The 21,513-nt window shown below is 51.6% G+C and carries 29 protein-coding genes and 2 pseudogenes; 18 read left to right on the top strand and 13 right to left on the bottom strand.

All coding sequences use genetic code 11. From position 1 onward, the window contains the following. Positions 1-68 precede the first annotated feature (68 nt). The 12 genes and pseudogenes from ACU8XX_RS19080 to ACU8XX_RS19135 all read left to right on the top strand — a co-directional run. Positions 69-890 (top strand): DUF932 domain-containing protein, encoded by an 822-nt coding sequence (locus ACU8XX_RS19080; RefSeq protein ID WP_001547762.1) that lies wholly within the window; start codon positions 69-71, stop codon positions 888-890. Between the two features lie 216 nt (positions 891-1,106). Next, positions 1,107-1,808 (top strand): DeoR family transcriptional regulator, encoded by a 702-nt coding sequence (locus ACU8XX_RS19085; protein WP_001581462.1) that lies wholly within the window; start codon positions 1,107-1,109, stop codon positions 1,806-1,808. Between the two features lie 40 nt (positions 1,809-1,848). Beyond that, the gene (ypjK, locus tag ACU8XX_RS19090) at positions 1,849-2,085 is read left to right on the top strand and encodes a protein YpjK (RefSeq protein WP_001144031.1); all 237 of its coding nucleotides are present in this window, start codon (positions 1,849-1,851) and stop codon (positions 2,083-2,085) included. After that, positions 2,085-2,528: a YfjS/YafY family lipoprotein gene (locus ACU8XX_RS19095; RefSeq protein ID WP_000649865.1), complete on the top strand. Its 444-nt coding sequence runs from the start codon at positions 2,085-2,087 to the stop codon at positions 2,526-2,528. The genes ypjK and ACU8XX_RS19095 overlap by 1 nt, the downstream gene beginning before the upstream one ends. Positions 2,529-2,550: 22 nt before the next feature. After that, a complete protein-coding gene (gene ykfB / locus ACU8XX_RS19100; RefSeq protein ID WP_001547765.1) occupies positions 2,551-3,018 on the top strand; it encodes a protein YkfB in 468 nt (155 codons plus the stop codon). A 76-nt stretch (positions 3,019-3,094) separates the two neighbouring features. Then, positions 3,095-3,334: a DUF905 domain-containing protein gene (locus ACU8XX_RS19105; protein ID WP_000194654.1), complete on the top strand. Its 240-nt coding sequence runs from the start codon at positions 3,095-3,097 to the stop codon at positions 3,332-3,334. Positions 3,335-3,431: 97 nt separating this feature from the next. Then, complete coding sequence (locus ACU8XX_RS19110; protein ID WP_000211838.1) at positions 3,432-3,890, top strand: antirestriction protein; 459 nt, start codon at positions 3,432-3,434, stop codon at positions 3,888-3,890. Between the two features lie 15 nt (positions 3,891-3,905). Beyond that, positions 3,906-4,382 (top strand): JAB domain-containing protein, encoded by a 477-nt coding sequence (locus ACU8XX_RS19115; protein ID WP_000811693.1) that lies wholly within the window; start codon positions 3,906-3,908, stop codon positions 4,380-4,382. A gap of 8 nt (positions 4,383-4,390) precedes the next feature. Continuing rightward, the gene (locus tag ACU8XX_RS19120) at positions 4,391-4,612 is read left to right on the top strand and encodes a DUF987 domain-containing protein (protein ID WP_000691994.1); all 222 of its coding nucleotides are present in this window, start codon (positions 4,391-4,393) and stop codon (positions 4,610-4,612) included. Positions 4,613-4,630: 18 nt separating this feature from the next. Beyond that, positions 4,631-4,948 (top strand): type IV toxin-antitoxin system antitoxin YafW, encoded by a 318-nt coding sequence (gene yafW, locus ACU8XX_RS19125; protein WP_000070396.1) that lies wholly within the window; start codon positions 4,631-4,633, stop codon positions 4,946-4,948. A gap of 20 nt (positions 4,949-4,968) precedes the next feature. Beyond that, complete coding sequence (ykfI, locus tag ACU8XX_RS19130; protein ID WP_000854680.1) at positions 4,969-5,310, top strand: type IV toxin-antitoxin system toxin YkfI; 342 nt, start codon at positions 4,969-4,971, stop codon at positions 5,308-5,310. Between the two features lie 662 nt (positions 5,311-5,972). Next, a pseudogene (locus tag ACU8XX_RS19135) lies at positions 5,973-6,185 on the top strand (integrase core domain-containing protein); the annotation flags it as partial. Positions 6,186-6,226: 41 nt separating this feature from the next. On the opposite strand, the gene ACU8XX_RS19140 reads toward ACU8XX_RS19135, so the two are convergent. The 3 genes and pseudogenes from ACU8XX_RS19140 to ACU8XX_RS19150 form a co-directional block, all read right to left on the bottom strand. Then, entirely contained in the window at positions 6,227-6,970 is a 744-nt protein-coding gene (locus tag ACU8XX_RS19140) for an AraC family transcriptional regulator (RefSeq protein WP_032170462.1), read from the bottom strand. A 507-nt stretch (positions 6,971-7,477) separates the two neighbouring features. After that, a protein-coding gene (locus ACU8XX_RS19145) for an IS1-like element IS1A family transposase (RefSeq protein ID WP_223171527.1) occupies positions 7,478-8,175 on the bottom strand; the annotation gives its coding sequence in 2 pieces (ribosomal slippage) (positions 7,478-7,926 and positions 7,926-8,175; 699 coding nt in all). A 46-nt stretch (positions 8,176-8,221) separates the two neighbouring features. Continuing rightward, a pseudogene (locus ACU8XX_RS19150) lies at positions 8,222-8,518 on the bottom strand (hypothetical protein); the annotation flags it as partial. Between the two features lie 161 nt (positions 8,519-8,679). On the opposite strand from ACU8XX_RS19150, the gene ysgD reads away from it, so the two are divergent. The 4 genes from ysgD to ACU8XX_RS19170 all read left to right on the top strand — a co-directional run bounded on the left by ysgD (position 8,680) and on the right by ACU8XX_RS19170 (position 11,631). Further along, positions 8,680-8,736, top strand: a complete 57-nt coding sequence (gene ysgD / locus ACU8XX_RS19155; protein ID WP_211180520.1) for a protein YsgD — start codon at positions 8,680-8,682, stop codon at positions 8,734-8,736. A 151-nt stretch (positions 8,737-8,887) separates the two neighbouring features. Next, complete coding sequence (gene corA / locus ACU8XX_RS19160; protein WP_000947148.1) at positions 8,888-9,838, top strand: magnesium/cobalt transporter CorA; 951 nt, start codon at positions 8,888-8,890, stop codon at positions 9,836-9,838. Between the two features lie 153 nt (positions 9,839-9,991). Beyond that, positions 9,992-10,689, top strand: a protein-coding gene (locus ACU8XX_RS19165) for an IS1-like element IS1B family transposase (RefSeq protein ID WP_240765259.1) whose coding sequence is annotated in 2 segments (ribosomal slippage) — positions 9,992-10,241 and positions 10,241-10,689 — 699 coding nt in all. Because the reading frame shifts where the segments join, the coding sequence is not laid out codon by codon here. 168 nt (positions 10,690-10,857) lie between these two features. Continuing rightward, positions 10,858-11,631, top strand: coding sequence for an LEM-3-like GIY-YIG domain-containing protein (locus tag ACU8XX_RS19170; RefSeq protein WP_000355484.1), 774 nt, complete (start codon positions 10,858-10,860; stop codon positions 11,629-11,631). 60 nt (positions 11,632-11,691) lie between these two features. Here the strand turns inward: ACU8XX_RS19170 and pinE are convergent, their stop codons facing one another. Continuing rightward, the gene (gene pinE / locus ACU8XX_RS19175; RefSeq protein WP_073514589.1) at positions 11,692-12,246 is read right to left on the bottom strand and encodes a site-specific DNA recombinase; all 555 of its coding nucleotides are present in this window, start codon (positions 12,244-12,246) and stop codon (positions 11,692-11,694) included. Between the two features lie 26 nt (positions 12,247-12,272). On the opposite strand from pinE, the gene ACU8XX_RS19180 reads away from it, so the two are divergent. After that, positions 12,273-12,824, top strand: coding sequence for a phage tail protein (locus ACU8XX_RS19180; RefSeq protein ID WP_080086227.1), 552 nt, complete (start codon positions 12,273-12,275; stop codon positions 12,822-12,824). Further along, on the top strand, positions 12,824-13,426 hold the full coding sequence (locus ACU8XX_RS19185; RefSeq protein WP_033813583.1) for a tail fiber assembly protein: 603 nt from the start codon (positions 12,824-12,826) through the stop codon (positions 13,424-13,426). The genes ACU8XX_RS19180 and ACU8XX_RS19185 overlap by 1 nt, the downstream gene beginning before the upstream one ends. On the opposite strand, the gene ACU8XX_RS19190 is transcribed toward ACU8XX_RS19185, so the two are convergent. The 9 genes from ACU8XX_RS19190 to ACU8XX_RS19230 are packed head-to-tail and all read right to left on the bottom strand — an operon-like array spanning position 13,398 to position 21,452. Then, a complete protein-coding gene (locus ACU8XX_RS19190; protein ID WP_000376436.1) occupies positions 13,398-13,817 on the bottom strand; it encodes a tail fiber assembly protein in 420 nt (139 codons plus the stop codon). The genes ACU8XX_RS19185 and ACU8XX_RS19190 overlap by 29 nt on opposite strands. A 3-nt stretch (positions 13,818-13,820) precedes the next feature. Further along, entirely contained in the window at positions 13,821-14,471 is a 651-nt protein-coding gene (locus ACU8XX_RS19195) for a gp53-like domain-containing protein (protein WP_446908309.1), read from the bottom strand. Positions 14,472-14,474: 3 nt separating this feature from the next. After that, the gene (locus ACU8XX_RS19200; protein ID WP_000383548.1) at positions 14,475-15,059 is read right to left on the bottom strand and encodes a YmfQ family protein; all 585 of its coding nucleotides are present in this window, start codon (positions 15,057-15,059) and stop codon (positions 14,475-14,477) included. Continuing rightward, positions 15,050-16,108, bottom strand: a complete 1,059-nt coding sequence (locus ACU8XX_RS19205) for a baseplate J/gp47 family protein (RefSeq protein ID WP_000785311.1) — start codon at positions 16,106-16,108, stop codon at positions 15,050-15,052. The genes ACU8XX_RS19200 and ACU8XX_RS19205 overlap by 10 nt, the downstream gene beginning before the upstream one ends. Beyond that, positions 16,095-16,520, bottom strand: coding sequence for a phage GP46 family protein (locus ACU8XX_RS19210; protein ID WP_000424747.1), 426 nt, complete (start codon positions 16,518-16,520; stop codon positions 16,095-16,097). Before ACU8XX_RS19210 ends, ACU8XX_RS19205 begins: the two co-directional genes overlap by 14 nt. Next, a complete protein-coding gene (locus ACU8XX_RS19215) occupies positions 16,520-17,068 on the bottom strand; it encodes a phage baseplate assembly protein V (RefSeq protein WP_073514591.1) in 549 nt (182 codons plus the stop codon). Before ACU8XX_RS19215 ends, ACU8XX_RS19210 begins: the two co-directional genes overlap by 1 nt. Beyond that, a complete protein-coding gene (locus tag ACU8XX_RS19220) occupies positions 17,068-18,147 on the bottom strand; it encodes a phage baseplate assembly protein (RefSeq protein WP_073514592.1) in 1,080 nt (359 codons plus the stop codon). Before ACU8XX_RS19220 ends, ACU8XX_RS19215 begins: the two co-directional genes overlap by 1 nt. Beyond that, positions 18,144-19,520: a DNA circularization protein gene (locus tag ACU8XX_RS19225; protein WP_073514593.1), complete on the bottom strand. Its 1,377-nt coding sequence runs from the start codon at positions 19,518-19,520 to the stop codon at positions 18,144-18,146. Before ACU8XX_RS19225 ends, ACU8XX_RS19220 begins: the two co-directional genes overlap by 4 nt. Before the next feature lie 24 nt (positions 19,521-19,544). Beyond that, positions 19,545-21,452 carry a phage tail tape measure protein gene (locus ACU8XX_RS19230; protein WP_073514594.1) on the bottom strand — a complete coding sequence of 636 codons (1,908 nt, stop codon included), beginning with the start codon at positions 21,450-21,452 and terminating at the stop codon, positions 19,545-19,547. Positions 21,453-21,513 lie beyond the last annotated feature (61 nt).

The raw sequence follows: 21,513 nt of genomic DNA on the forward strand, positions 1-21,513 counted from the left end.
TCCCTGCCCCTGTCGCCGATGCGACGGGGATCCCTTTTATTTGTTTTCCCGTTATGAGGAGTCTGCTTATGACCCGTCTGGCTTCGCGCTTTGGCGCAGCAAACCTTATCCGTCGCGACCGTCCGTTAACCCGTGAAGAGCTGTTTCGCGTAGTGCCCAGTGTATTCAGTGAGGACAAACACGAGTCCCGTAGTGAGCGTTATACCTATATACCCACCATCTCCCTGCTCGACAGCCTACAGCGAGAAGGCTTCCAGCCATTCTTTGCCTGTCAGACCCGCGTGCGTGACCCGGGTCGTCGTGAACATACAAAGCATATGCTGCGTCTGCGGCGGGAAGGGCAGATCACCGGTATACAGGTGCCGGAAATTATTCTACTCAACTCTCACGATGGAACCAGTTCGTATCAGATGTTGCCGGGACTATTTCGTGCGGTTTGTCAGAACGGGCTCGTCTGCGGTGAGTCGTTTGGCGAGGTGCGGGTGCCACACAAGGGGGACGTGGTGAGTCAGGTGATTGAAGGCGCGTATGAGGTGCTGGGGATTTTTGACCGGGTGGAGGAAAAACGGGATGCCATGCAGTCGTTGCTGTTGCCACCCCCGGCACAGCAGGCACTGGCAAAAGCCGCCCTCACATACCGCTTTGGTGAAGACCACCAGCCGGTGACTGAATCGCAGATCCTCTCCCCTCGCCGCTGGCAGGATGAGAGCAATGACCTGTGGACCACGTACCAGCGTATTCAGGAGAACCTGATTAAGGGCGGGCTCAGTGGCCGTAATGCCAAAGGAGGACGGTCACATACCCGTGCCGTTCGCGGTATCGACGGGGACGTGAAACTTAACCGGGCACTGTGGGTGATGGCGGAAGCCCTGCTCACGCAACTGCAGTGACCGTTTAATGTTGCTGCTTTGTTAATATCGGACACCACCTGTCCGCATCGCACCGTGCTGACGGTCCTCACTCACCGAGGGAAGGCCTGTAACCCCCGCTGCCTCTGGCTTTTACAGAAATGAAAAATAGTTTCTGTGGTGTCCATACCCTGTCCGACCCCCTCTTTAAAGTAATCACATCATTTTCAGTCAGTTAACTTTCACGGAGAACGTCTCATGACACAGGCAGAACGCCGCCATGACCGGCTGGCTGTCAGGCTGTCACTGATAATCAGCCGTCTGGTGGCAGGGGAAACGCTGAGTGTGCGTAAGCTTGCCGCTGAGTTTGGTGTGTCGGTGCGCACGCTGCGGCGTGATTTTCGTGAGCGGCTGATGTATCTGGACCTGGAGTATCAGTCCGGATATTGCCGCTTACGCACTGCGGGCAGTGAGACGCAGATGGTGCCCGACGTGCTTATCTTTGCCCACCGCAGCGGGATGGCCGGTCTTTTCCCTGGCTTTGACCGTCGTCTGGTAAACGCACTGCTGATGTGCGATGAGTCTCCCTGCGTAATCGCACCCGCCAGTCCGGCTCCTTCGCCATCAGGCGCATTGTCTTTCTGGCGACTGATTCAGGCCATTACCGGGCGCAGGCGGGTGACTCTGATTGCCGAGGGGCAGCGCTGTGAGCGGCTGGCTCCCTGCCGGTTACTTATCCACCAGCAGGCCTGGTATCTGGTGGCAGAGCACGACGGACATATCGCCGTATTCTCCCTGGATGAAATCCATCTGGTTCAGCCCCTGCAGGAGACTTTCCGGCGTAACGACAGTCTGTGTCGTCTTGTTGAAGACCCGGGCTTTATTCAGTCCTTACCCCATTTTCGCTTTATCCAGCAGTCACTGCTTACGTTTGTTCCGGCCGACAGCCCACCAGAATAGCGTAAGCGTTGTTATCAACCCGGCAACAGGGAGGAGCCCTATGCCCGTTATTGCCATTATCGCCATTGTTGTCATCGTCATCATTCTGAACAAAACCGGGGTGTCCGACAGTCTCGCGGCCCTGACCCTTGCCACTGTTGCCGCACTGCTGACGGGAGGTGGCGCAGCCGGTGCTGCCAGTGTCGCGCTGACACCGTTCGTCGGCGTGCCGGTGGGTATTTTCGTGGGCATTTATGTCTTTGCCAAAGTGGTACGTCTGATTTCAGGGAAAAAATAATGAAATGTAAAACACTACCTCTGCTGGCGATGGTTGCCACCACTCTGTTTCTGAGCGCCTGCGATGACAGGAGTGATGACCTGAAAGCTATCAGTAAATTTAAGGACCTCACGCCTCCGCGCTTCAGCGATGTGGTCAGTCGGCAGGATGATGTCAGCGAAGAATGGTCACAGGTTGGCTTTTCATCAGGTCTCACCCTGCAGGTCTTACGTACCCGTGAGTCGCCCGATGGCTGCGAGGGCGGTAGTTACTACTACCTCGTGGATATGCAGGAAAAAACCATCCAGCCGCTGATGAATGCGCTGTGTATTGCCGATAACATCAAACTGGAATACCAGGAGGTGACGGACCCGTATACCAAAGAAAAATACTTTGAGTACGCCCATGACGGCAAACTGATGGGGCAGCTACTGATACCCTCGAACCCTGACAATCAGGAATAAAACAACGACAAAGGAGACAAGAATGACAATACTTTCACTAAGTCGGTTTATGCTGGCGGGTGTACTGCTCGCGAGCTTTAATGCCTCTGCTATCCCGGGGTTCTGGCAGCAGGGTTACGGTCAGGGCAATACGGAATACAGCGTGACCGAAGCCAGCGGAAAGACGTTTACCATCAACTGCACAGGGAACCCGGACCAGAATGGTTTCTATCAGCATTCAGTCTTTCTTACCCTTGCCGATGACAAGATGGTCAGTTCGCACGATGACGACACTACTATCACCGTAGTGATGGATCACCAGCAGTACATTATTCCGTCCAGCCTGGGCTGGCGTAACGGCGATAACGCCTGGTTTGACTTCATCAGCAATATCTCTGAGGCCGGGCAGTTCGACGTCTACGTCAATGACCACAAAGCAGGGACCTTCACTGCGGACCGGAAGAACGCTGAGAAAGTTCTGTCCACTCTCGGAGACTGCAGCAACGACTGATAGTAGTATCTTCCCCAGCAAATCCACCCCGACAGCTAGCAGGCTGCCGGGGTTTTCTTTTATCAGGAGCCCGAAAATGACCCAATCCGTGTTGCTGCCACCGGGGCCTTTCACCCGGAGACAAGCGCAAGCGGTCACTACCACGTACAGCAATATCACACTCGAAGACGACCAGGGCAGTCACTTCCGTCTGGTGGTTCGTGATACTGAAGGCCGGATGGTCTGGCGGGCATGGAACTTTGAGCCGGATGCCGGTGAAGGTCTTAACCGCTATATCCGCACCTCAGGCATCCGTACAGACACGGCCACCCGCTGATCGCGAAGCATTTACCCGCATTCACCTCCCCGAACACACTTTATATCCCCATACGCCAGCCATCGCCGCTGGCGTTTTTATTGACGGAGACATACCCATGACAACACAGACGCAGCACGACCTCGCACCCGCTAACCAACCCGAATTTGAACTGACCGTCACGCCGGTCCCCGATGAACAGCGTATCGATTTCTGGCCACAGTACTTTGGCGCTATCCCGCAGTGGCTACTCCTGGAGCCGCATATCTTCGCCTGGATGGACCGCTTCTGTGAGGGCTACAGCGGTGGTATCTGGTCGTTCTACACCCTCAGCAATGGCGGCGCATTTATGTCCCCCGAGCCTGACAACGATGAGACATGGCGTCTGTTTAACTGCCTGAACGGTAACGATGCCCAAATGAGTGCAGAAGCAGCAGGTATTGCTGTCTGCCTGATTGCGTATAGCCACCATGCCTGCCGTACAGAATGTGACGCGATGACCGCACACTATTACCGCCTGCGGGAGTATGCCATGCAACATCCAGAGGCTCACGCCATTCTGCGTATTATCGACTGACCGAAGGAGCAACAGATGAAACAGCTTTCCTTTTTACCCGGCGAGATGACGCCACAGGACCGGCGTCTCATTCAGCGGGCGCTCAGGGCTCTGGACCGCCACCTGCATGAGCCCGGCGTAGCCTTCACCTCTACCCACGCCGTACGTGAATGGCTGCGACTGCATATGGCCGCGCTTGAGCGGGAAGAGTTCCGGGTGTTGTATCTGGACAACCAGAATCAGTTGATTGCCCATGAAACGCTCTTCACCGGCACGATTAACCGCACCGAGGTGCATCCCCGGGAGGTGGTCAAACGTGCTCTGCACTTCAACGCGGCGGCGGTGATACTCGCGCATAACCATCCTTCCGGCGAGACGACACCTAGCCAGGCCGACAAAACCCTCACGCAGCGACTGGTTCAGGTGCTTCAGCTGGTGGATATCCGTGTCCCTGACCATCTGATTGTTGGCGGCAGGCAAATCTATTCGTTCGCAGAACACGGTCTGCTTTGAGGTATTACATGAAAATTATCAGTAAACGCAGGGCAATGACGATATACCGCCAGCATCCTGAGTCCCGAATCTTTCGCTACTGCACCGGCAAATACCAGTGGCACGGTAGCGTCTGTCATTACACCGGCAGGGACGTTCCGGATATCGCCGGAGTCCTCGCGGTATACGCCGAACGCCGCCAGGACCGCAATGGGCCCTATACCTGCCTGATGAGCATCACCCTGAACTGACAATAGTGGAGAACTGTAATGAGCAACCCTACCAGGGGCCTGCAGCGGGAGATTACACTGCGCCTGGGAGCCCGTCTGGTGCAGGAAGGCAACCGACTGCATTATCTGGCTGACCGGGCCAGCATCACCGGCAAGTTCAGTGACATCGAATGCCGGAAGCTGGATGAAACATTCCCGCACTTTATCCGCCAGATGGAATCGATGCTGACCACCGGTGAACTCAGCCCCCACCATGCCCACTGCGTTACCCTGTACCACAACGATTTAACCTGCGAAGCCGACACCCTTGGCAGTTGCGGCTACGTATACATCGCCATTTACCCCACTCAGCGTTAATTACCTACACGAGAGCAAACATGAAAACTTTACCTGCAACAACTCAGCGGGCGGTGAAGCCCTGCCTGTCACCCGTGGCTGTCTGGCAAATGTTACTGACACGTCTGCTGGAACAGCACTATGGTCTGACAATAAACGACACGCCATTCTGCAATGAGGCTGTGATTAAGGAACACATCGATGCCGGTATCACCCTAGCCGATGCCGTGAATTTTCTGGTAGAAAAATACGAGCTGGTTCGTATCGACAGGAAGGGATTTAGCTGGCAGGAACAATCTCCTTATCTCCGGGCTGCAGACATTCTGCGAGCGCGGCAGGCAACTGGCTTGTTGCGGCAAAGCCGTAACAACGTAGTACGATGAACATTGCGTACAACCTTCCCGATTTACATTTCTGAACTTCCTCCCTTGTTTACCTATTGCGTAATGCGCCTGCTACTACCCGGCAGGCGCGTTATCTTTTTACGGACAAACAATCATGCAACCAGAAGTTGAAGTATTAACCGATCATAATGAGCTAATTTGTTCGAGCTTTATTGAACACATTGCCAACACATTAAATTTAGGAGTGGTGTACAACTAAACCTGCAGCCAAGGATGTATAGTGAGCGAAGCCCTATCAGGCCTTTTTGGTCAGTAGATAAGATTGATCTTCGTTGATAGAATTTACTTACACCAGCTGTTACATTAAGATAATTTTTTGGTGGGAGAATGATAAGATCTTACGTAACAATTTGATTTTAATGGTGCCGATAATAGGAGTCGAACCTACGACCTTCGCATTACGAATTATAAGAATCCGCTTCTAATTCAAAGCATTACCCCATCAACACTGCGCTCACACGTCCCGCCACATCAAAACATGTAAAGCCTTGCAAGCCATTGTGAGGCCTTATGTGTCTCAGTTTTGTCCCACTACGACCTGCACAGAAAATAAGAAAATAGCGGTGATATCAAACAGTACAGAAGTCTTTTTTCTTTCAAATGGAGAAACTGATTAACCCGTTTAATTGTACTCCTCATGGGCAATCAGCAGTCCTCAGAGTAATGGAATGGCAGAAAGGTTCGTGAAAACGATGAAGGAAGACTACATCGCGTTCATGCCGAAACCGAATGTAAGAACGGCATTGCATAATCTTGCAGTGGCGATCGAACATTACAATGAAAACCATCCGCACAGTGCGTTGGGTTATCGCTCTCTGCGAGAATATCGACGTCAGCGGGTAACGTTAACTTAAGATACACCCCCTGTCTGGAAATAAGGGGGCAAGAACAATGATCAGATTCCCTGGTGAGTAAGAATTTTACTTTCTGAACTCCTCTGAGAGTATTGACTTGGAGAAATACCAAAATAACGTCTAAATACATAAGTAAAGTATGAGACACTGGCATAACCACAGACCTTAGCTACTTTACTAATAGGATAACAACGAGTGCTGAGTAAATATTCAGCCATTTGCATCCTCTCATCAAGTATGATCTTACTGAATGATACCCCCTCTTCTTTCAATTTCCTCTTTAGTAAACTTTCGCTGAGATATAATCTTGATGATATATCCTTAAGACGCCATGGTGCAGATAAATCCGTATGAATAATCGTTTTAACTTTAGCCCCTGTGCTTTTCAAACATCCAAACAGAAATACTCCAAATTGTTTTTCAGAAGAAAATGCAGAGAGACATGTAAAAGCAATAGACTCATCAAAAATTTCTATGTATTCAGCACAGTGATTAGCCCAACTAATTAATCCTTTAATTAAACTGAAGTCAGCAAAGTTTATTTTTAAATAAGATGGATATTCCCTACAATCAGAAATATCCCTTAAGTTATTAGCTTTCAAATAGCGACTAATAAACTCAGCGCCAAAATCCGCCACTATCACTCTTTCAGGATACGTCAGGAAAAAATCTCTAGAGCTAGAGTCGACAAGTACAGATGAACCTCTCTCCAGAAACACAATCTCTTTTCCTAAATAAACATCAAAGGACTCCAAAATCAATATAACTGAACATGTAGTTGCCATATCATCCACCCAATTTAACTGAAACTAGGATGAAGTATATGCATATAAAGTTCACTTTGCCAAACTTCAGTATAAAAAACCACATAAAAAATAGGGTGTGATAAAAAATACCGTAACAATAAAGCAAAGGATTATAAATTCCGTTACAGTTACAAATGATACTCAAGAAACAATTCCTTAGGAAAAACTTATTTACAGCCAATAAGTAAGACACTTATATGATATCAAGTTTTCATAAAACATAACTAGGCTAAATAGCTTCGCCTAATACCGCTACACTTTTGCCAGCCCATGTGTGCCTCCGGGTATTGACCCCTTCTCTACGCAACTTCAGTTCCCACCACCAACTTTGCGGCAGCTTTGTAGGATCAATGTCTAAAAGAATAATGGTGACCGATAAGAAAACGACTGAATAACTGCAGATTTTCGCTCGAAATCTTCCTGTCAGATCCATAGCGAATCAAGTGCTGAATGTCACAGTATCGAACAGAAGGTAATGACTCCAACTTATTGATAGTGTTTTATGTTCAGATAATGCCCGATGACTTTGTCATGCAGCTCCACCGATTTTGAGAACGACAGCGACTTCCGTCCCAGCCGTGCCAGGTGCTGCCTCAGATTCAGGTTATGCCGCTCAATTCGCTGCGTATATCGCTTGCTGATTACGTGCAGCTTTCCCTTCAGGCGGGATTCATACAGCGGCCAGCCATCCGTCATCCATATCACCACGTCAAAGGGTGACAGCAGGCTCATAAGACGCCCCAGCGTCGCCATAGTGCGTTCACCGAATACGTGCGCAACAACCGTCTTCCGGAGCCTGTCATACGCGTAAAACAGCCAGCGCTGGCGCGATTTAGCCCCGACATAGCCCCACTGTTCGTCCATTTCCGCGCAGACGATGACGTCACTGCCCGGCTGTATGCGCGAGGTTACCGACTGCGGCCTGAGTTTTTTAAGTGACGTAAAATCGTGTTGAGGCCAACGCCCATAATGCGGGCTGTTGCCCGGCATCCAACGCCATTCATGGCCATATCAATGATTTTCTGGTGCGTACCGGGTTGAGAAGCGGTGTAAGTGAACTGCAGTTGCCATGTTTTACGGCAGTGAGAGCAGAGATAGCGCTGATGTCCGGCGGTGCTTTTGCCGTTACGCACCACCCCGTCAGTAGCTGAACAGGAGGGACGGCTGATAGAAACAGAAGCCACTGGAGCACCTCAAAAACACCATCATACACTAAATCAGTAAGTTGGCAGCATCACCTTCATCATAGATGCCGCCGTTCATCGCCATCTGCACCTGACCCTGACTATTAATATCCGCCAGCAGAGCATGTAACGTTCCCCACGCTTCGCCATTGGCTTTTTGCCAGTACATTTTCACCCGCTCTGTTTGAGGATTAACGGTATACGCCTGTACGGTCAGCGTCGGATCTGAGAGTGCGCAATCATCAGCGGCAACAGCAAACAAGGGAAGTAAGGTGAGGGCGAGAAAAATCCGTTTGAGATTCAAGGTGATCATTCCTTTACCAATGAGTAGCTGATGCGCCATTATAGGTCCTGGATGTGGGATTTTTTTATCCTGTTAGCGACCTTGACGAGTACCAAAAAGCGCGAAGTTCAACTATTGTTCTGTGGTGTTCTGTTGCGTGTTGACGGCAAAATTTTGCTGGCGTAACATGCGCGCACGATCACTCTAAGAGGACATTCGCCTTGGACACACCCAGTAGATACTGGCTCACTATCCTGTCATCCAGGATCAACTCCTAAGGCTATCCCTTTTTGCTGATAGCCTTAGCGGTTGTCAGCGACCTCAATTTTTCCCGTCGCGCTGAGTCAGGCTGTTTAATGGTCTGAAACCCAATTTGTTTCTGTGTGCCCACCGAACTGTCCGATATTTTAAGCATTGGGAGTCCCGGTCATGCTGAGCGCATTTCAACTGGAAAATAACCGACTGACCCGGCTGGAAGTCGAAGAGTCACAACCCCTTGTAAATGCAGTATGGATTGATCTTGTCGAACCGGACGACGACGAGCGACTGCGCTTACAATCTGAACTTGGCCAGAGCCTGGCAACCCGCCCGGAACTGGAAGACATCGAAGCATCGGCACGTTTCTTTGAAGACGACGACGGCCTGCATATTCACTCCTTCTTCTTCTTTGAAGATGCGGAAGATCACGCCGGTAACTCCACTGTGGCATTTACCATCCGTGATGGTCGTCTGTTTACTCTGCGTGAGCGTGAACTGCCCGCTTTTCGTCTGTATCGTATGCGTGCCCGTAGCCAGTCGATGGTAGACGGTAACGCCTACGAGTTGCTGCTGGATCTGTTCGAAACCAAAATCGAACAGTTGGCAGATGAAATTGAAAATATCTATAGCGACCTGGAGCAGTTGAGCCGGGTGATTATGGAAGGGCATCAGGGCGATGAGTACGACGAGGCGCTCTCCACTCTGGCGGAACTGGAAGATATCGGCTGGAAAGTTCGCCTGTGTCTGATGGATACCCAGCGCGCGCTCAACTTCCTGGTGCGTAAAGCGCGTTTACCGGGTGGGCAACTGGAGCAGGCGCGTGAAATCCTGCGAGATATCGAATCCCTGCTGCCGCATAACGAATCCCTGTTCCAGAAGGTGAACTTCCTGATGCAGGCGGCAATGGGTTTTATCAACATCGAGCAGAACCGCATCATCAAAATCTTCTCGGTGGTATCCGTGGTATTCCTGCCGCCGACGCTCGTTGCTTCCAGCTATGGCATGAACTTTGAGTTTATGCCAGAACTGAAGTGGAGCTTCGGCTACCCTGCCGCGATTATCTTTATGATCCTCGCGGGCCTGGCACCGTATCTGTACTTTAAGCGGAAGAACTGGTTGTAATATGAGTGCCGGATAAAGCTATTTTTTTATCCGGCTTATTTCTAAAAATTGTCTTTTTTAAAGTCATGCGGATTGAAAACTCTCTCTATTTTATTTTCGGTGATGCTGCCAACTTACTGATTTAGTGTATGATGGTGTTTTTGAGGTGCTCCAGTGGCTTCTGTTTCTATCAGCTGTCCCTCCTGTTCAGCTACTGACGGGGTGGTGCGTAACGGCAAAAGCACCGCCGGACATCAGCGCTATCTCTGCTCTCACTGCCGTAAAACATGGCAACTGCAGTTCACTTACACCGCTTCTCAACCCGGTACGCACCAGAAAATCATTGATATGGCCATGAATGGCGTTGGATGCCGGGCAACCGCCCGCATTATGGGCGTTGGCCTCAACACGATTTTCCGCCATTTAAAAAACTCAGGCCGCAGTCGGTAACCTCGCGCATACAGCCGGGCAGTGACGTCATCGTCTGCGCGGAAATGGACGAACAGTGGGGATACGTCGGGGCTAAATCGCGCCAGCGCTGGCTGTTTTACGCGTATGACAGGCTCCGGAAGACGGTTGTTGCGCACGTATTCGGTGAACGCACTATGGCGACGCTGGGGCGTCTTATGAGCCTGCTGTCACCCTTTGACATGGTGATATGGATGACGGATGGCTGGCCGCTGTATGAATCCCGCCTGAAGGGAAAGCTGCACGTAATCAGCAAGCGATATACGCAGCGAATTGAGCGGCATAACCTGAATCTGAGGCAGCACCTGGCACGGCTGGGACGGAAGTCGCTGTCGTTCTCAAAATCGGTGGAGCTGCATGACAAAGTCATCGGGCATTATCTGAACATAAAACACTATCAATAAGTTGGAGTCATTACCTTAGCTCACATTATGAGGAAAGGTATCTTTTTGCGCTATGTAAATTCAAAGGGTTAGCCTCATTTTCCCGATGGCTTTCTCAACACTACTAGTTGTGAGCCCTTGCAATGTTCATTAATATACGTCTCACAAATAATTCACAGATATTGCAAAATGGATATTACTGAGTTTCCTTCTGGAGTAATTGAACACCTTGGCTGGTATGTATACCGATTGATTGATCCGAGGGACGGAAGCACCTTCTATGTAGGGAAAGGCAAAGGTAACCGCGTATTTGCCCATATGCGCGGTGAAGTGGCAGCGACTGATGATGACGAGTTACTGAGCAACAAGCTAAAGCAAATTAGAGAAATAAGGTTAGCAGGACTTGAGGTTATCCATGTCATCCATCGACACGGAATGACTGATGAAAAGACGGCGTACGAAGTCGAAGCAGCACTTATTGATGCCTACCCTGGGTTAACGAATATCATGAATGGTGCTGGCAGCAATGAATTCGGCGCCGCGCATGTCAAAGAGTTGATAGCAACATATCAACCCGAAACCATAACATTTCATCATAAAGCATTAATGATTTCCGTTAACAGAAGTGCAAAGGATTCAGAGCTTTATGATGCGGTTCGATTTAGCTGGCGCATTAATGTCTCTCGCGCCAGCCAAGCAGAAGTCATTCTTGCTACTGTAAGGGGGATCGTTCGAGGGGTTTTCATTGCTGATAAATGGCTCAAATCAACACGTGAAAATTTCCCTACGATGAAATACTGGGACGAGGATCCGGACTTTGAGGCAACACAAAGTTCTCGCTATGGTTTTGAAGGTCGAGAAGCCCCACCTGAAATAGCAAATCTTTATCTTGGAAAAAAAATACCAGATGAATTAAGAAAAAAAGGAGCTATGTCCCCGGTCCGTTACTCACCTAATTTTTGAGTCTTTAAGTGATAAGCATAAACCGCAGCACGATCTTCTTGCATACGACGTGCTACGGTTTCATTTATCTCCGACCGGAAACTTCTTACACAGTGTCGATATACCAACATCATAGATGATCGCCACCTTCTGGCGAGGAACGCCTGATGCAATTAATCGTCCGGCCTGCTCCCATTGTTCTGGTGTAAGTTTGGGGCGACGTCCACCAATTCGTCCCTGTGCGCGAGCTGCTTCCAGTCCAGCTTTTGTTCGTTCAACAATCAGTTCACGCTCCATTTCAGCCAGGGCACCCATCACATGAAAGAAAAAGCGCCCCATTGGGGTACTGGTATCAATTGAATCCGTCAGACTACGAAAGTTGATGCCTCGTTCGCGCAACTCCTCCACCAGCACGACAAGATGCCGCATACTACGCCCTAGCCGATCCAGCTTCCAGACAACCAGAGTGTCACCTGCCGATAATGTCCTGAGCAGTTTTTTCAGTCCCGGCCTTTCGGACTTTGTACCGCTTATCTTGTCTTCAAAAATCAGCTCGCATCCTGCACAGTTCAGCGCATTACGTTGTAGATCTGTGTTCTGGTCATTTGTTGACACACGTACATAGCCAATAAGCATGGTAGATCTCCCTGACAAAAGCAGGAATGATGCCATTTGCTCGTTATTTCTGCATTTTCATAAACGTTGGTTTGGGAGAAGGCTCTGCATTACCTGTTGGGGTGCCTGTTCCGTGGCCTTCAGCCACTCCGCCAACAGGCTGGCTGAAATGCAACGGAGCAGCTTTTTCTGCTGAAGAATACCCGGAGCTGGCAAAGGCTTACCCGACAAATAAATTGCCTGATTTACGTGGTGAGTTTATTCGTGGCTGGGATGACGGACGTGGTATGGATACGGGGAGGGCAATATTATCCGCTCAGGGCGATGCCATACGTAATATCTATGGTGAGTTCAAGACTGTAAACACCGAAAATTATTCAATATGGGAATCAGTAGGCTCGTTTAAGGGGGCAGTAGTGCCTTTGAACCCCTCAACGAACAATAGTTATTTCTCCTTAATCAGAAGTATGGTGACTGAAAGAACAGATGGCGCTGTTTACCCAAAAGTGATTGGTCTTGATGCTTCAAGAATTGTTCCAACTGCAAACGAAAACCGTCCTCGTAACATTGCCTTTAATTATATCGTGAGAGCTGCCTGATGAATAAAGCCGTATTAAATAACGAACTCATTGCCATAAAAGCGGGAGACATTACCATTTATAATTATGATGGTGAAACGCGGGAATATATTTCCACATCAACTGAATATCTTGCGGTTGGCGTCGGTATCCCGGCATGTTCTTGTTTAGATGCACCAGTTACACATAAAGCTGGTTATGCAATCTGCCGTTCTGCAGATTTTAACTCATGGGAATATGTGCCAGACCATCGCGGTGAAGTTGTCTATAACACCGAAACGGGAGAATCAAAAGAAATCACAGCTCCGGGTGATTACCCTGAAAATACAACCACTATCGTCCCGTTAACGCCATACGATAAATGGGATGGTGAGAAATGGGTGACAGATACTGAGGCACAGCATAGTGCCGCAGTAGACGCGGCAGAAGCACAGCGCCAGTCACTGATTGATGCAGCAATGGCTTCCATTAGTCTGATTCAGCTGAAATTACAGGCCGGACGTAAACTGACGCAGGCAGAAACAACCAGACTTAACGCCGTGCTGGATTACATTGACGCGGTGACGGCAACAGATACCAGCACCGCGCCGGATGTCATCTGGCCTGAACTGCCGGAGGCGTAGGCCATTCAATATCTGGAGCACTGGAGGTATCAACCAGTTCCAGTGCGTCCAGATAATCCAGCCACAAATTATATTGCGCCAGTTCCTCACCTTTCAGACGACCAATAGCCGCTTTACCAGGCCATTGCCTGCTGTTCATGTGCTCGTTGGCTTCATTAATAAGTTTTCCTTTTTTCAACTCTGCCAATGCAATAAGGTTTTCTTTTGATAAAGGTGGTTGCTCTGTCAAAACCGGATATCCCTCCTGATTGCTGACTATTTTCATGCCATTATCCTGACCATCCAGTAGTGACAGCCATTCATCCGTGGTTATCTCAACAGCATCTGAAGGTGCTTTATTTAAATCGGTAAAAAAACCATTTTCTTTTTGTGAATAGAAGTATCTGTCCATTTATCAATCTCCAAAAGCAATCCAGTAAGCAAAAGGATTTATTCCTTGCTCAGTCACAGATGACATCAGGGAAAATTGCGATGGTGAAACAGGTAATGCTGCAAAACTAACCATTGTTGACACACCTGACCGTGCATTATCGTACGATGCAACAACACAATAATTGGTATTGCTGAAAGATATCGGCAGGGTGATATTTACAGGTGAGCCTAATGGCCCTGATGCTGATATTCCCATTTGAATGATGGTTCCATCAGGCAATTTTCTCCAGCGATTAGAACTCGGATTTCTTTTCCAGGATGACATATCCGGTATCTGATTTTCTCCTGTGCCCACATCCCTTTTCGCCGCTTCTCCCAAACCAAGGTTTTCGAGAGCCGTTTTCACCGTGCCATCCGATTTGATATCGCCAAACGGATTCTTGCGGCTTAACAGCAGCGCACGAAGCGCGGTAAGCAGCTGGTCGTGCCGCGCCTTCTCCAGACTGGCACCGGATGCCTCCACCACGCTACAAAGTTCTTCCTGCAACATGTCAAAGTAGTCATCATCCAGATCGGTGGCAGGCGTGCCAGTCTGGGGGTTACCACGGGTAAAACCGTTCTTACCCGCGCCGAACTTATCCTTCTGCGCGGTTTTCGTGTCTATACGATGCATGGATTACTCCGGATATTTAAAAATTACGTAGGTATGCGACGGGCAGAGTTTGTTAAGCACGCACTCGACAACGGTGTCGCCCCAGATACGCAGTGCGGAATCACAGGGATCGCCACATGTCATCCAGGTGGTGTTGGTGGCGGCTGGCATGTTGACCTGCCAGTAATACCGCCATTCCGGCGCATTCACCGCGTCAGTACAGGCCGATGAGCAGGTGAACGTGCTTTTGTCGTATCGCGTGATGGTAGCGTCTGGTCTGCCCAGGGCAGCAAGCTGTGCAAGGTAAAAATCCTCGTTGATGCCGCCCGCCAGGTTAACCTTCGCATCCAGTCGTTGCTGACGCTGGCGAAGGGTCTGTGTCCCTGCGGGAATACATTCATCCGGCAGACCGCACAGACGCTCCCAGCGGTTTATCAGTTCAGTGGTGGTGCGCGGATCCAGCTCCCGCATCAGGGCATCCGCACGCTGATGAACGCGGGTTAATGAAGGTGCCGCACCGGCAATCGCCGGATCGCTGGCTGACCATGCAGGACCGGGCGGCAACAGTGCCGATAACAGGCGGATGTAATCATCGTTTGTCACGTCCATGAAATCGTCCCCAGAACCGCCAGTTCATTTTTTGCAATGGAGATATTGTCCGCCGGGGCAAGCAACTGATGGCTGTATTCCCCGTTCGCACCGGAAATCGCCTCACTGATACGCGATACCTTCAGTTCTCCCTGCGGATAACCATCACGCAGCAGGAACGAACGCAACTCGGCGGTGATGGCAGCCCGTATTTCCGGTGTGTCCGGCGTCACGCGGATATGAAAATCCACTTTATGCGCCACCGGCCTGAATACATACAAATCAGAGCCTGCCACCGGGGCCAGTGGCTCAATGTGTTGTCTTGCCGCCGTTTCCGTTGATTCTTCCGGAATGGGATTAATCAGGTCACTGCTGGCAATCATCACACCGACAGTTCCCGTTCCCATCCAGTGACGGTATGTCCATGCGCGGGTAATGCCGGGCACTTCTTTAGCCCAGACGACATAGTCCACGTCAGCCCCGCCCTGCGGCGTCCAGTAATACCGCTCAATGATGCGGGCGCGCCACGTTTCCAGATCTTCAGTATCAAATCCGCCTGTCAGGGTGTCAGCCACACCGGAAGACGGCAGACCATTCACCGGCGTGACCAGGATTAATGACGTACCGTCGTCAGCGTTACCGACCGCGCCTGAACTTGAGCAGGCGATCGGCACGCGCAGGACACCACCGGAGCTGGTTGCATCGGCAGTTGCCGTGTACTGAACCAGGTCATCGCGCTGAATAACACTCCCGGCGGTCACCTTCAGGCCATCGCTGACACCTTCCCAGCGCATATACCCGCTGGCAGCCGTGGCCCCCTTGCGCGGACACCGTTTCATCGCAGCATGTCGCGCCAGCCAGGACTCATCGCACAGGTCAGGCAGCATGTTCATTGCCAGATAATCGATGTACCCGTAAACCGTATGCAGCGCCGCCGCATACACCTTTGCCCGCACGTCTTCATCCATGCGCCGGAGCGTGTCGCTGACGTCCAGCCTGGCGAATAAATCGTTACGGAGCATACTGATATTTTCTGCCAGCGTCGGGCGCTGAAATTCACTGTCCGCCATGCGTTATCGCACTCCACAGATCATCAAAAGAAATCATTACCGGTCCGTCACGACGCCAGAGAGTGATACTGTTACCCAGTTCATTAATCCCGGTGCGGCGGATATCCAGATCAATACGGGACACCACGCCGTCATCAATCATCCATTGCAGGCATTCGCGGATATACCCCCTTACCGTCTGCACCAGCTGATTGGTCAGTTTGCTGCGCTGAAGCAGCCACAGTCGGGAGCCGTAACGGTCATTCTGTACCGCAGGCCAGGTATCCCCCCACCATCCCATCGGGACGTCGGCGTTGTCATCAGGCTCCGCCCGCCGCCAGGTAAACAGGGAAATCACCACGGCGCGGGTCAGCGGATCCAGTTGTGCGCTGGCGCAGGTGCGTTTACCGTTCACCGTCAGCCACAGTTCCATCATGCCTCCATCGCTTTATCAGGTTTGTCGGTGTTACTGCCCTGACCGTTCTCTCTGTGACGATGCCCGTTATAGGCAAGCCGCATCGCTGACATGGTGGTGCCGGTGGAGTCGCACAGGTCTTTCACCTGTCCGGTCACTTCCAGGTCCATTTCAAAACGTGCCTTAGGCGCATTGCGAAACGTGATCGTTTTACCTGCACCGTCCACCACGATCCCCTCCCGGGCCAGCGTCACGGACTGCCCCTGATCGTCATAGACAGCCACCTCACCCGTCTGCAGCCCTTTCAGGCGGTAGCGCCGGTCCGACACCGTAACAACCACCGCATGAGAACGGTCGCCATCCGGAAACAACACCACCGCTTCCGCACCGCTGTTTGCCCTTGCGGTAAAACCGTAGGGTTCAAGATGTTCAACCCCGGCTTTGGGTTCACCGGCAATCAGGGACACATCCACGGTCTGACATTTCGTGGCGGCACTGATGCTTTTCACCACTGCCCGCCCAATCAGGCCGAGGAGTTGTCGCTGCATGGCTTCAATCGCCCTCATCAGAACGGGTCCTCCTGTACTCTGGCTTTTTTCTTTTTCCGCACGCCGGGATCTTCGGGTTCAGGCAGATAAGCATCAGGCGGGCCGACACGGATTTCCGTCAGGGTGCCGTTCTGGTCCTGAGTAAACGTGACTTCCGAAACAAGCAGTTCGGTATTGTCGAAACCACAGACCGGATCGAAGACAATCACCCGCTGGTTGGGCTGCCACAGCGTACCGTTACCCTGTCGCCAGCCCTGCACCACATAAGTGGTTTCATCCGTCCGCGCCGCCCGTTGTCGGGCTTCAAAGTCAGCACGCGCAATACAGCCTGCCCCCGTGGCCTGCCCTGTCTGCCTGATATACATCGGACGGTAACGGGCAATAAATGCGTCCTCTGTGCGGGCCCGCAGCGCGGTGGTGGTGGCCTCACCGAAATCATCGTCGTTTCCGGCACGCTGCCCCGCCACCTGGTAAACAGAAAACCGCTCCCGGATACTCTTCTCCGTATCGCAGGAAAGGATGTTTTCCCCAAGTACCAGCGCGGTATGTGCCCGCGTTGAGCCAATACCGCCAATCACCAGCCTGCCGTGCGGGTCGTCGTAAGCCAGTGCCTGCTGCTGACCGAGTATTTTGTTGATTACCTCAATCACCGTTTCACCGTGATCAGGCTGAACATCAGGAATAACACCCGACGGCGCACCGCTGTTCACCACCTCAATGCCGAAAGGCGCAGCAAGCGCCTGCGCAATCTGCACCAGCGAGCGTCCGTTAAACTGTGTCGGTTCGGCTGCACAGTCAATCAGGTCAGCCGTCAGACTACGTCCGGCAATACCGGTGCTGACCGAACGGGCATCGTAACGAACGGGAGTCGCCTCCACCCAGCCGGTGATCACCAGCTCATCACCAATCAGCACTTCCACTTTTGAACCGTTTCTAATGCGCGGCTGAAGCGTGGTGATACCCTCATCTCCCGGCCACTGGCGGGTGATCTCCACACTGAAATCCCGCGCCAGCCGTTCAATACCGGCACCGATGCGCACCGATGTCCAGCCATTCCACTCCCGGCCATTTACCCGTAGCGTGACATTGTCGTTCATTGCACTGGCACCTTCAGAGGGATCACCGGCACAAAGCCGGGATGCGTAATGGCATTACGCCGGATAATGTCCGCGTCACGCGCCGCGTTATCAAACCAGGTCGCCGCCAGCACCAGCGCGGGTAAAACCTCATCCGGTGTGCGCTGAATGATCCGTGCAGACTGTTCAAGGCGCGTGTTGATATCCGCATTCAGATCTGCTTTCACCCGGCGCAGCGCCAGAAACAGCGCATCACTGGTTGTACGGGACAACTCCTTATCAATTGCCGTATTCAGTGTGTCGCGAATGTCAGTCAGTTCTTCCCACGTCGGCAGGTCAACCGTGTTTTTCACCGCCGGTGCATTGTTCAGTGCCGGATGCGTGACGGAAGGCCAGCCAGTGCTCTGCGCAGGTGTTGTTGCCTGCCCCACTGCGGAATTCTGCATCACCGCGGAAGTTGTTGGCGCAGGCAATCGGGTGACGGCATACGCCGCTTCACTGATTGCGGTCGTACGAAGGGTGCTGGCAACCACATTACGCTGCTGCGTAGCCGTGGCGGTGGTTTTACTGTCCGTTTTCCAGACGCCGCGCGGTTGCAGATCGCTGCCGAGGCTGACACCGGAAAGCGTTTTGATCATGGTGACCAGGTCGCTGGCGTTACCATAAAGGCGTTTCCCGGTACGCCACATTTTCTGCACCTGCTCAACGAGATTTTTGCCTGACGATGGTGGCGGCAGAAGTACCGAGATATCCCCCTGCAACAGCCTGGCAGCATCCGATACGGCAGAATCCACCACTTTCATCGCATCAGAAACATACCCAAGCATTGTGCTGACATTACCAACGACGTCGTTCTGCACGAAATCCGCCACGCCATCGATACTGAAACCTCTGAAGCTGTCACTGATGCAGTCATCCAGTGCAGAACAGGATGACATCAGCGTCTGCGCCGTCGCCGCACCTGAAGTGGGGTAAGAGAGTTCTCCCGCTTCGACAAACTTCAGGTCAAAGCGGACAATACGCCCTTCACTCTTCGATGTGCTGACCCGAACTTCTCCGTCAACACAGACTTTCAGCTCACCGTATGTCGGATGGACAAGCGTGCCGGGACCGGGTTTATTCAGCGCGTCAATCAGGCGATCGCGCTGGTCAAAGCAGTCATCTCCCACCACATAAGCCGTGATGGACGAGCGAAAAGTGATTTTCCCCAGGTCTTCGGTATAGGGTTTGTCGCGGTTCGGGTATTCATGTGTTTCCACACGGCGACCGGTTCCCGCACTTTCTTCTTCAACCTTAAACGGCACGCCGCGAAATGACGCGTCCTGAAGTCTGTCACGCCAGCCTGAAGACGACGAAAGTAATGAAGGTCGGGTGGGAAATGAGGATAAATCCATAGACTGACCTCAAAAAGGACTGCGTTATCGTGGAAAACGAAAAGGGGAATACCCCACATCGTGCGTGATTTTCATCAGGGGATCGGCTTTGCCCGGTACATCAATTATCTTCATACCTGGCGGAGCATTCTCGAACGTGACTTTCAGCTCGCTGTGCTGTGTCATGGAAGAAGATGGATTCAACAGCGGAACATTGGGTTTGTACTGACTCAGGCTGGCCTGATACTGCTCGTACTCTTTACGATCAAAAAAAGGCGTCCAGTCTGAAGCCAGAAACAGCCCTTTATTATCCAGCCAGTTAACCGTATCTTCAGGAACAACACTTTCCAGAGTATCTTTAACCGGCTCATACATCAGGGTTCCCAGAAAACCATATACCCCGGCCTTCCCGATAAAGCCGCGGCCTTTCCCCATCAATCCCGTTTCTGCCGATACCTTCCCCAGCGTACGCATCTCTCTGGTCACTGCGGTAATGGATTTGGTAACGTCAGCAACCCATTTGGTTGCCATAAACAGGGCAATCGCTTTCAGAACAGTTTCCCATCCCCCCATCGCCTGCGCCGTTTCATCCACCACGTGCCAGACTTTTTTTATGACAGGACCTACGGTTTCCCAGTTATCAATAATGAGGTAAGCGCCACCAACCAGAAGAGCAATCAGCCCCTTAGCAGGCGTCATATTCATCACACCGCCGAGAACTTTCATAATTCTGGACAAAGAGCCTGCAGCGGCTCCCACCGTCAGTAAGGCCAGACCGATTTTAGCAATGGTCTTAACGAGCTCCGGGTTTTCACGGACAAACGTTCTCACTTCCTCAAGGAGCGGTTTTACCTCTTCAAGACCATCATTAACCTCAGGAAGAAACGTTTCCCCCAGCGTGGAAGAAATGGCATCAAGTTGATTTTGCAGAAGTAAAAGCTGGTTTTCCGTCGTCGCTGCCCTCGAAGCATATTCCTTCTGCATCGAACTGCCATACTGCTGGGAATCCGCAACCCGCCTGAAGTTGGTACGCAACAAATCAAGGTTAGTCAGCAGAGGTGCTATCGCGCCCAGAGACTCTTTCCCGAACAGGGCATTCAGCACAGCTGCCTGTTTTTCTTTGGGCACTTTAGCCATCGCATCCAGTACAGACAGCATGGTTCCCCGGGCATCTTTCTGCATATCAGCAGCTAATTTCTTCGGATTGATCCGCAGAAAACGTAATGCCTGTTTCTGCGATTTTGTCGCGGAATTTCCCGCGGTCAGGGAAAGCATGAAGTTCTTGATCCCTGTGGCGGCAATTTCTGACTCCACGCCCATCCCGGCAATGGTTGCCCCCATTGCCGCGATTTCGCCGGAAGCCACACCTGCAACACCACCTAAAGGACCAATACGCGTAACAATATCGGAGATTTTCTTCGCATTCGCCGGGCCGGTATTACCAAGGTAGTTGATTTTGTCAGCCAGCCCGGCCACTTCATCCTGCGTCATATTAAACGCAGTACGCCACTGGGCCATCATCTGCCCGGACTCTTCAGCCGTGGTATCAAAGGCCACGCCCATCTTCACCGCATCAGTGGCAAACTGCATCAGTTCATCACGTGCAATCCCGGCCTGACCGCCAGCCGCCACAATTTCCGCGATCCCGTCTGCAGACATGGGAAGCTCAGTAGACAAAGCGCGTACCTGCTCCGTCATGGCCTTAAACGCATCCGGCGTATCCAGACCGTCTACCACTTTGCGGACATCAGCCATCTTCGATTCAAGGGTGATGGCTGATTTTACAGGGAGTGCCAGTGCCCCCATTATTGCAGTACCCGCCCCGGCAGCGCCCAGAGCAAGGCTGGAGACTTCTTTCTGAAACCCCTTAAGCTGACGCTGCATACCTTTAAGCGGGCCGGACAGCCTGTCAACGGCGGTGATGATGGCTTTCAGCTGAAAATTATCAGCCATGCTTCATCTCCTCATTTATACGGACGGCCTCTGCCTCCAGATCAGCAAAGTGGGAAATAGC

The sequence above is a fragment of the Escherichia sp. MAL-1 genome (assembly GCF_052948035.1).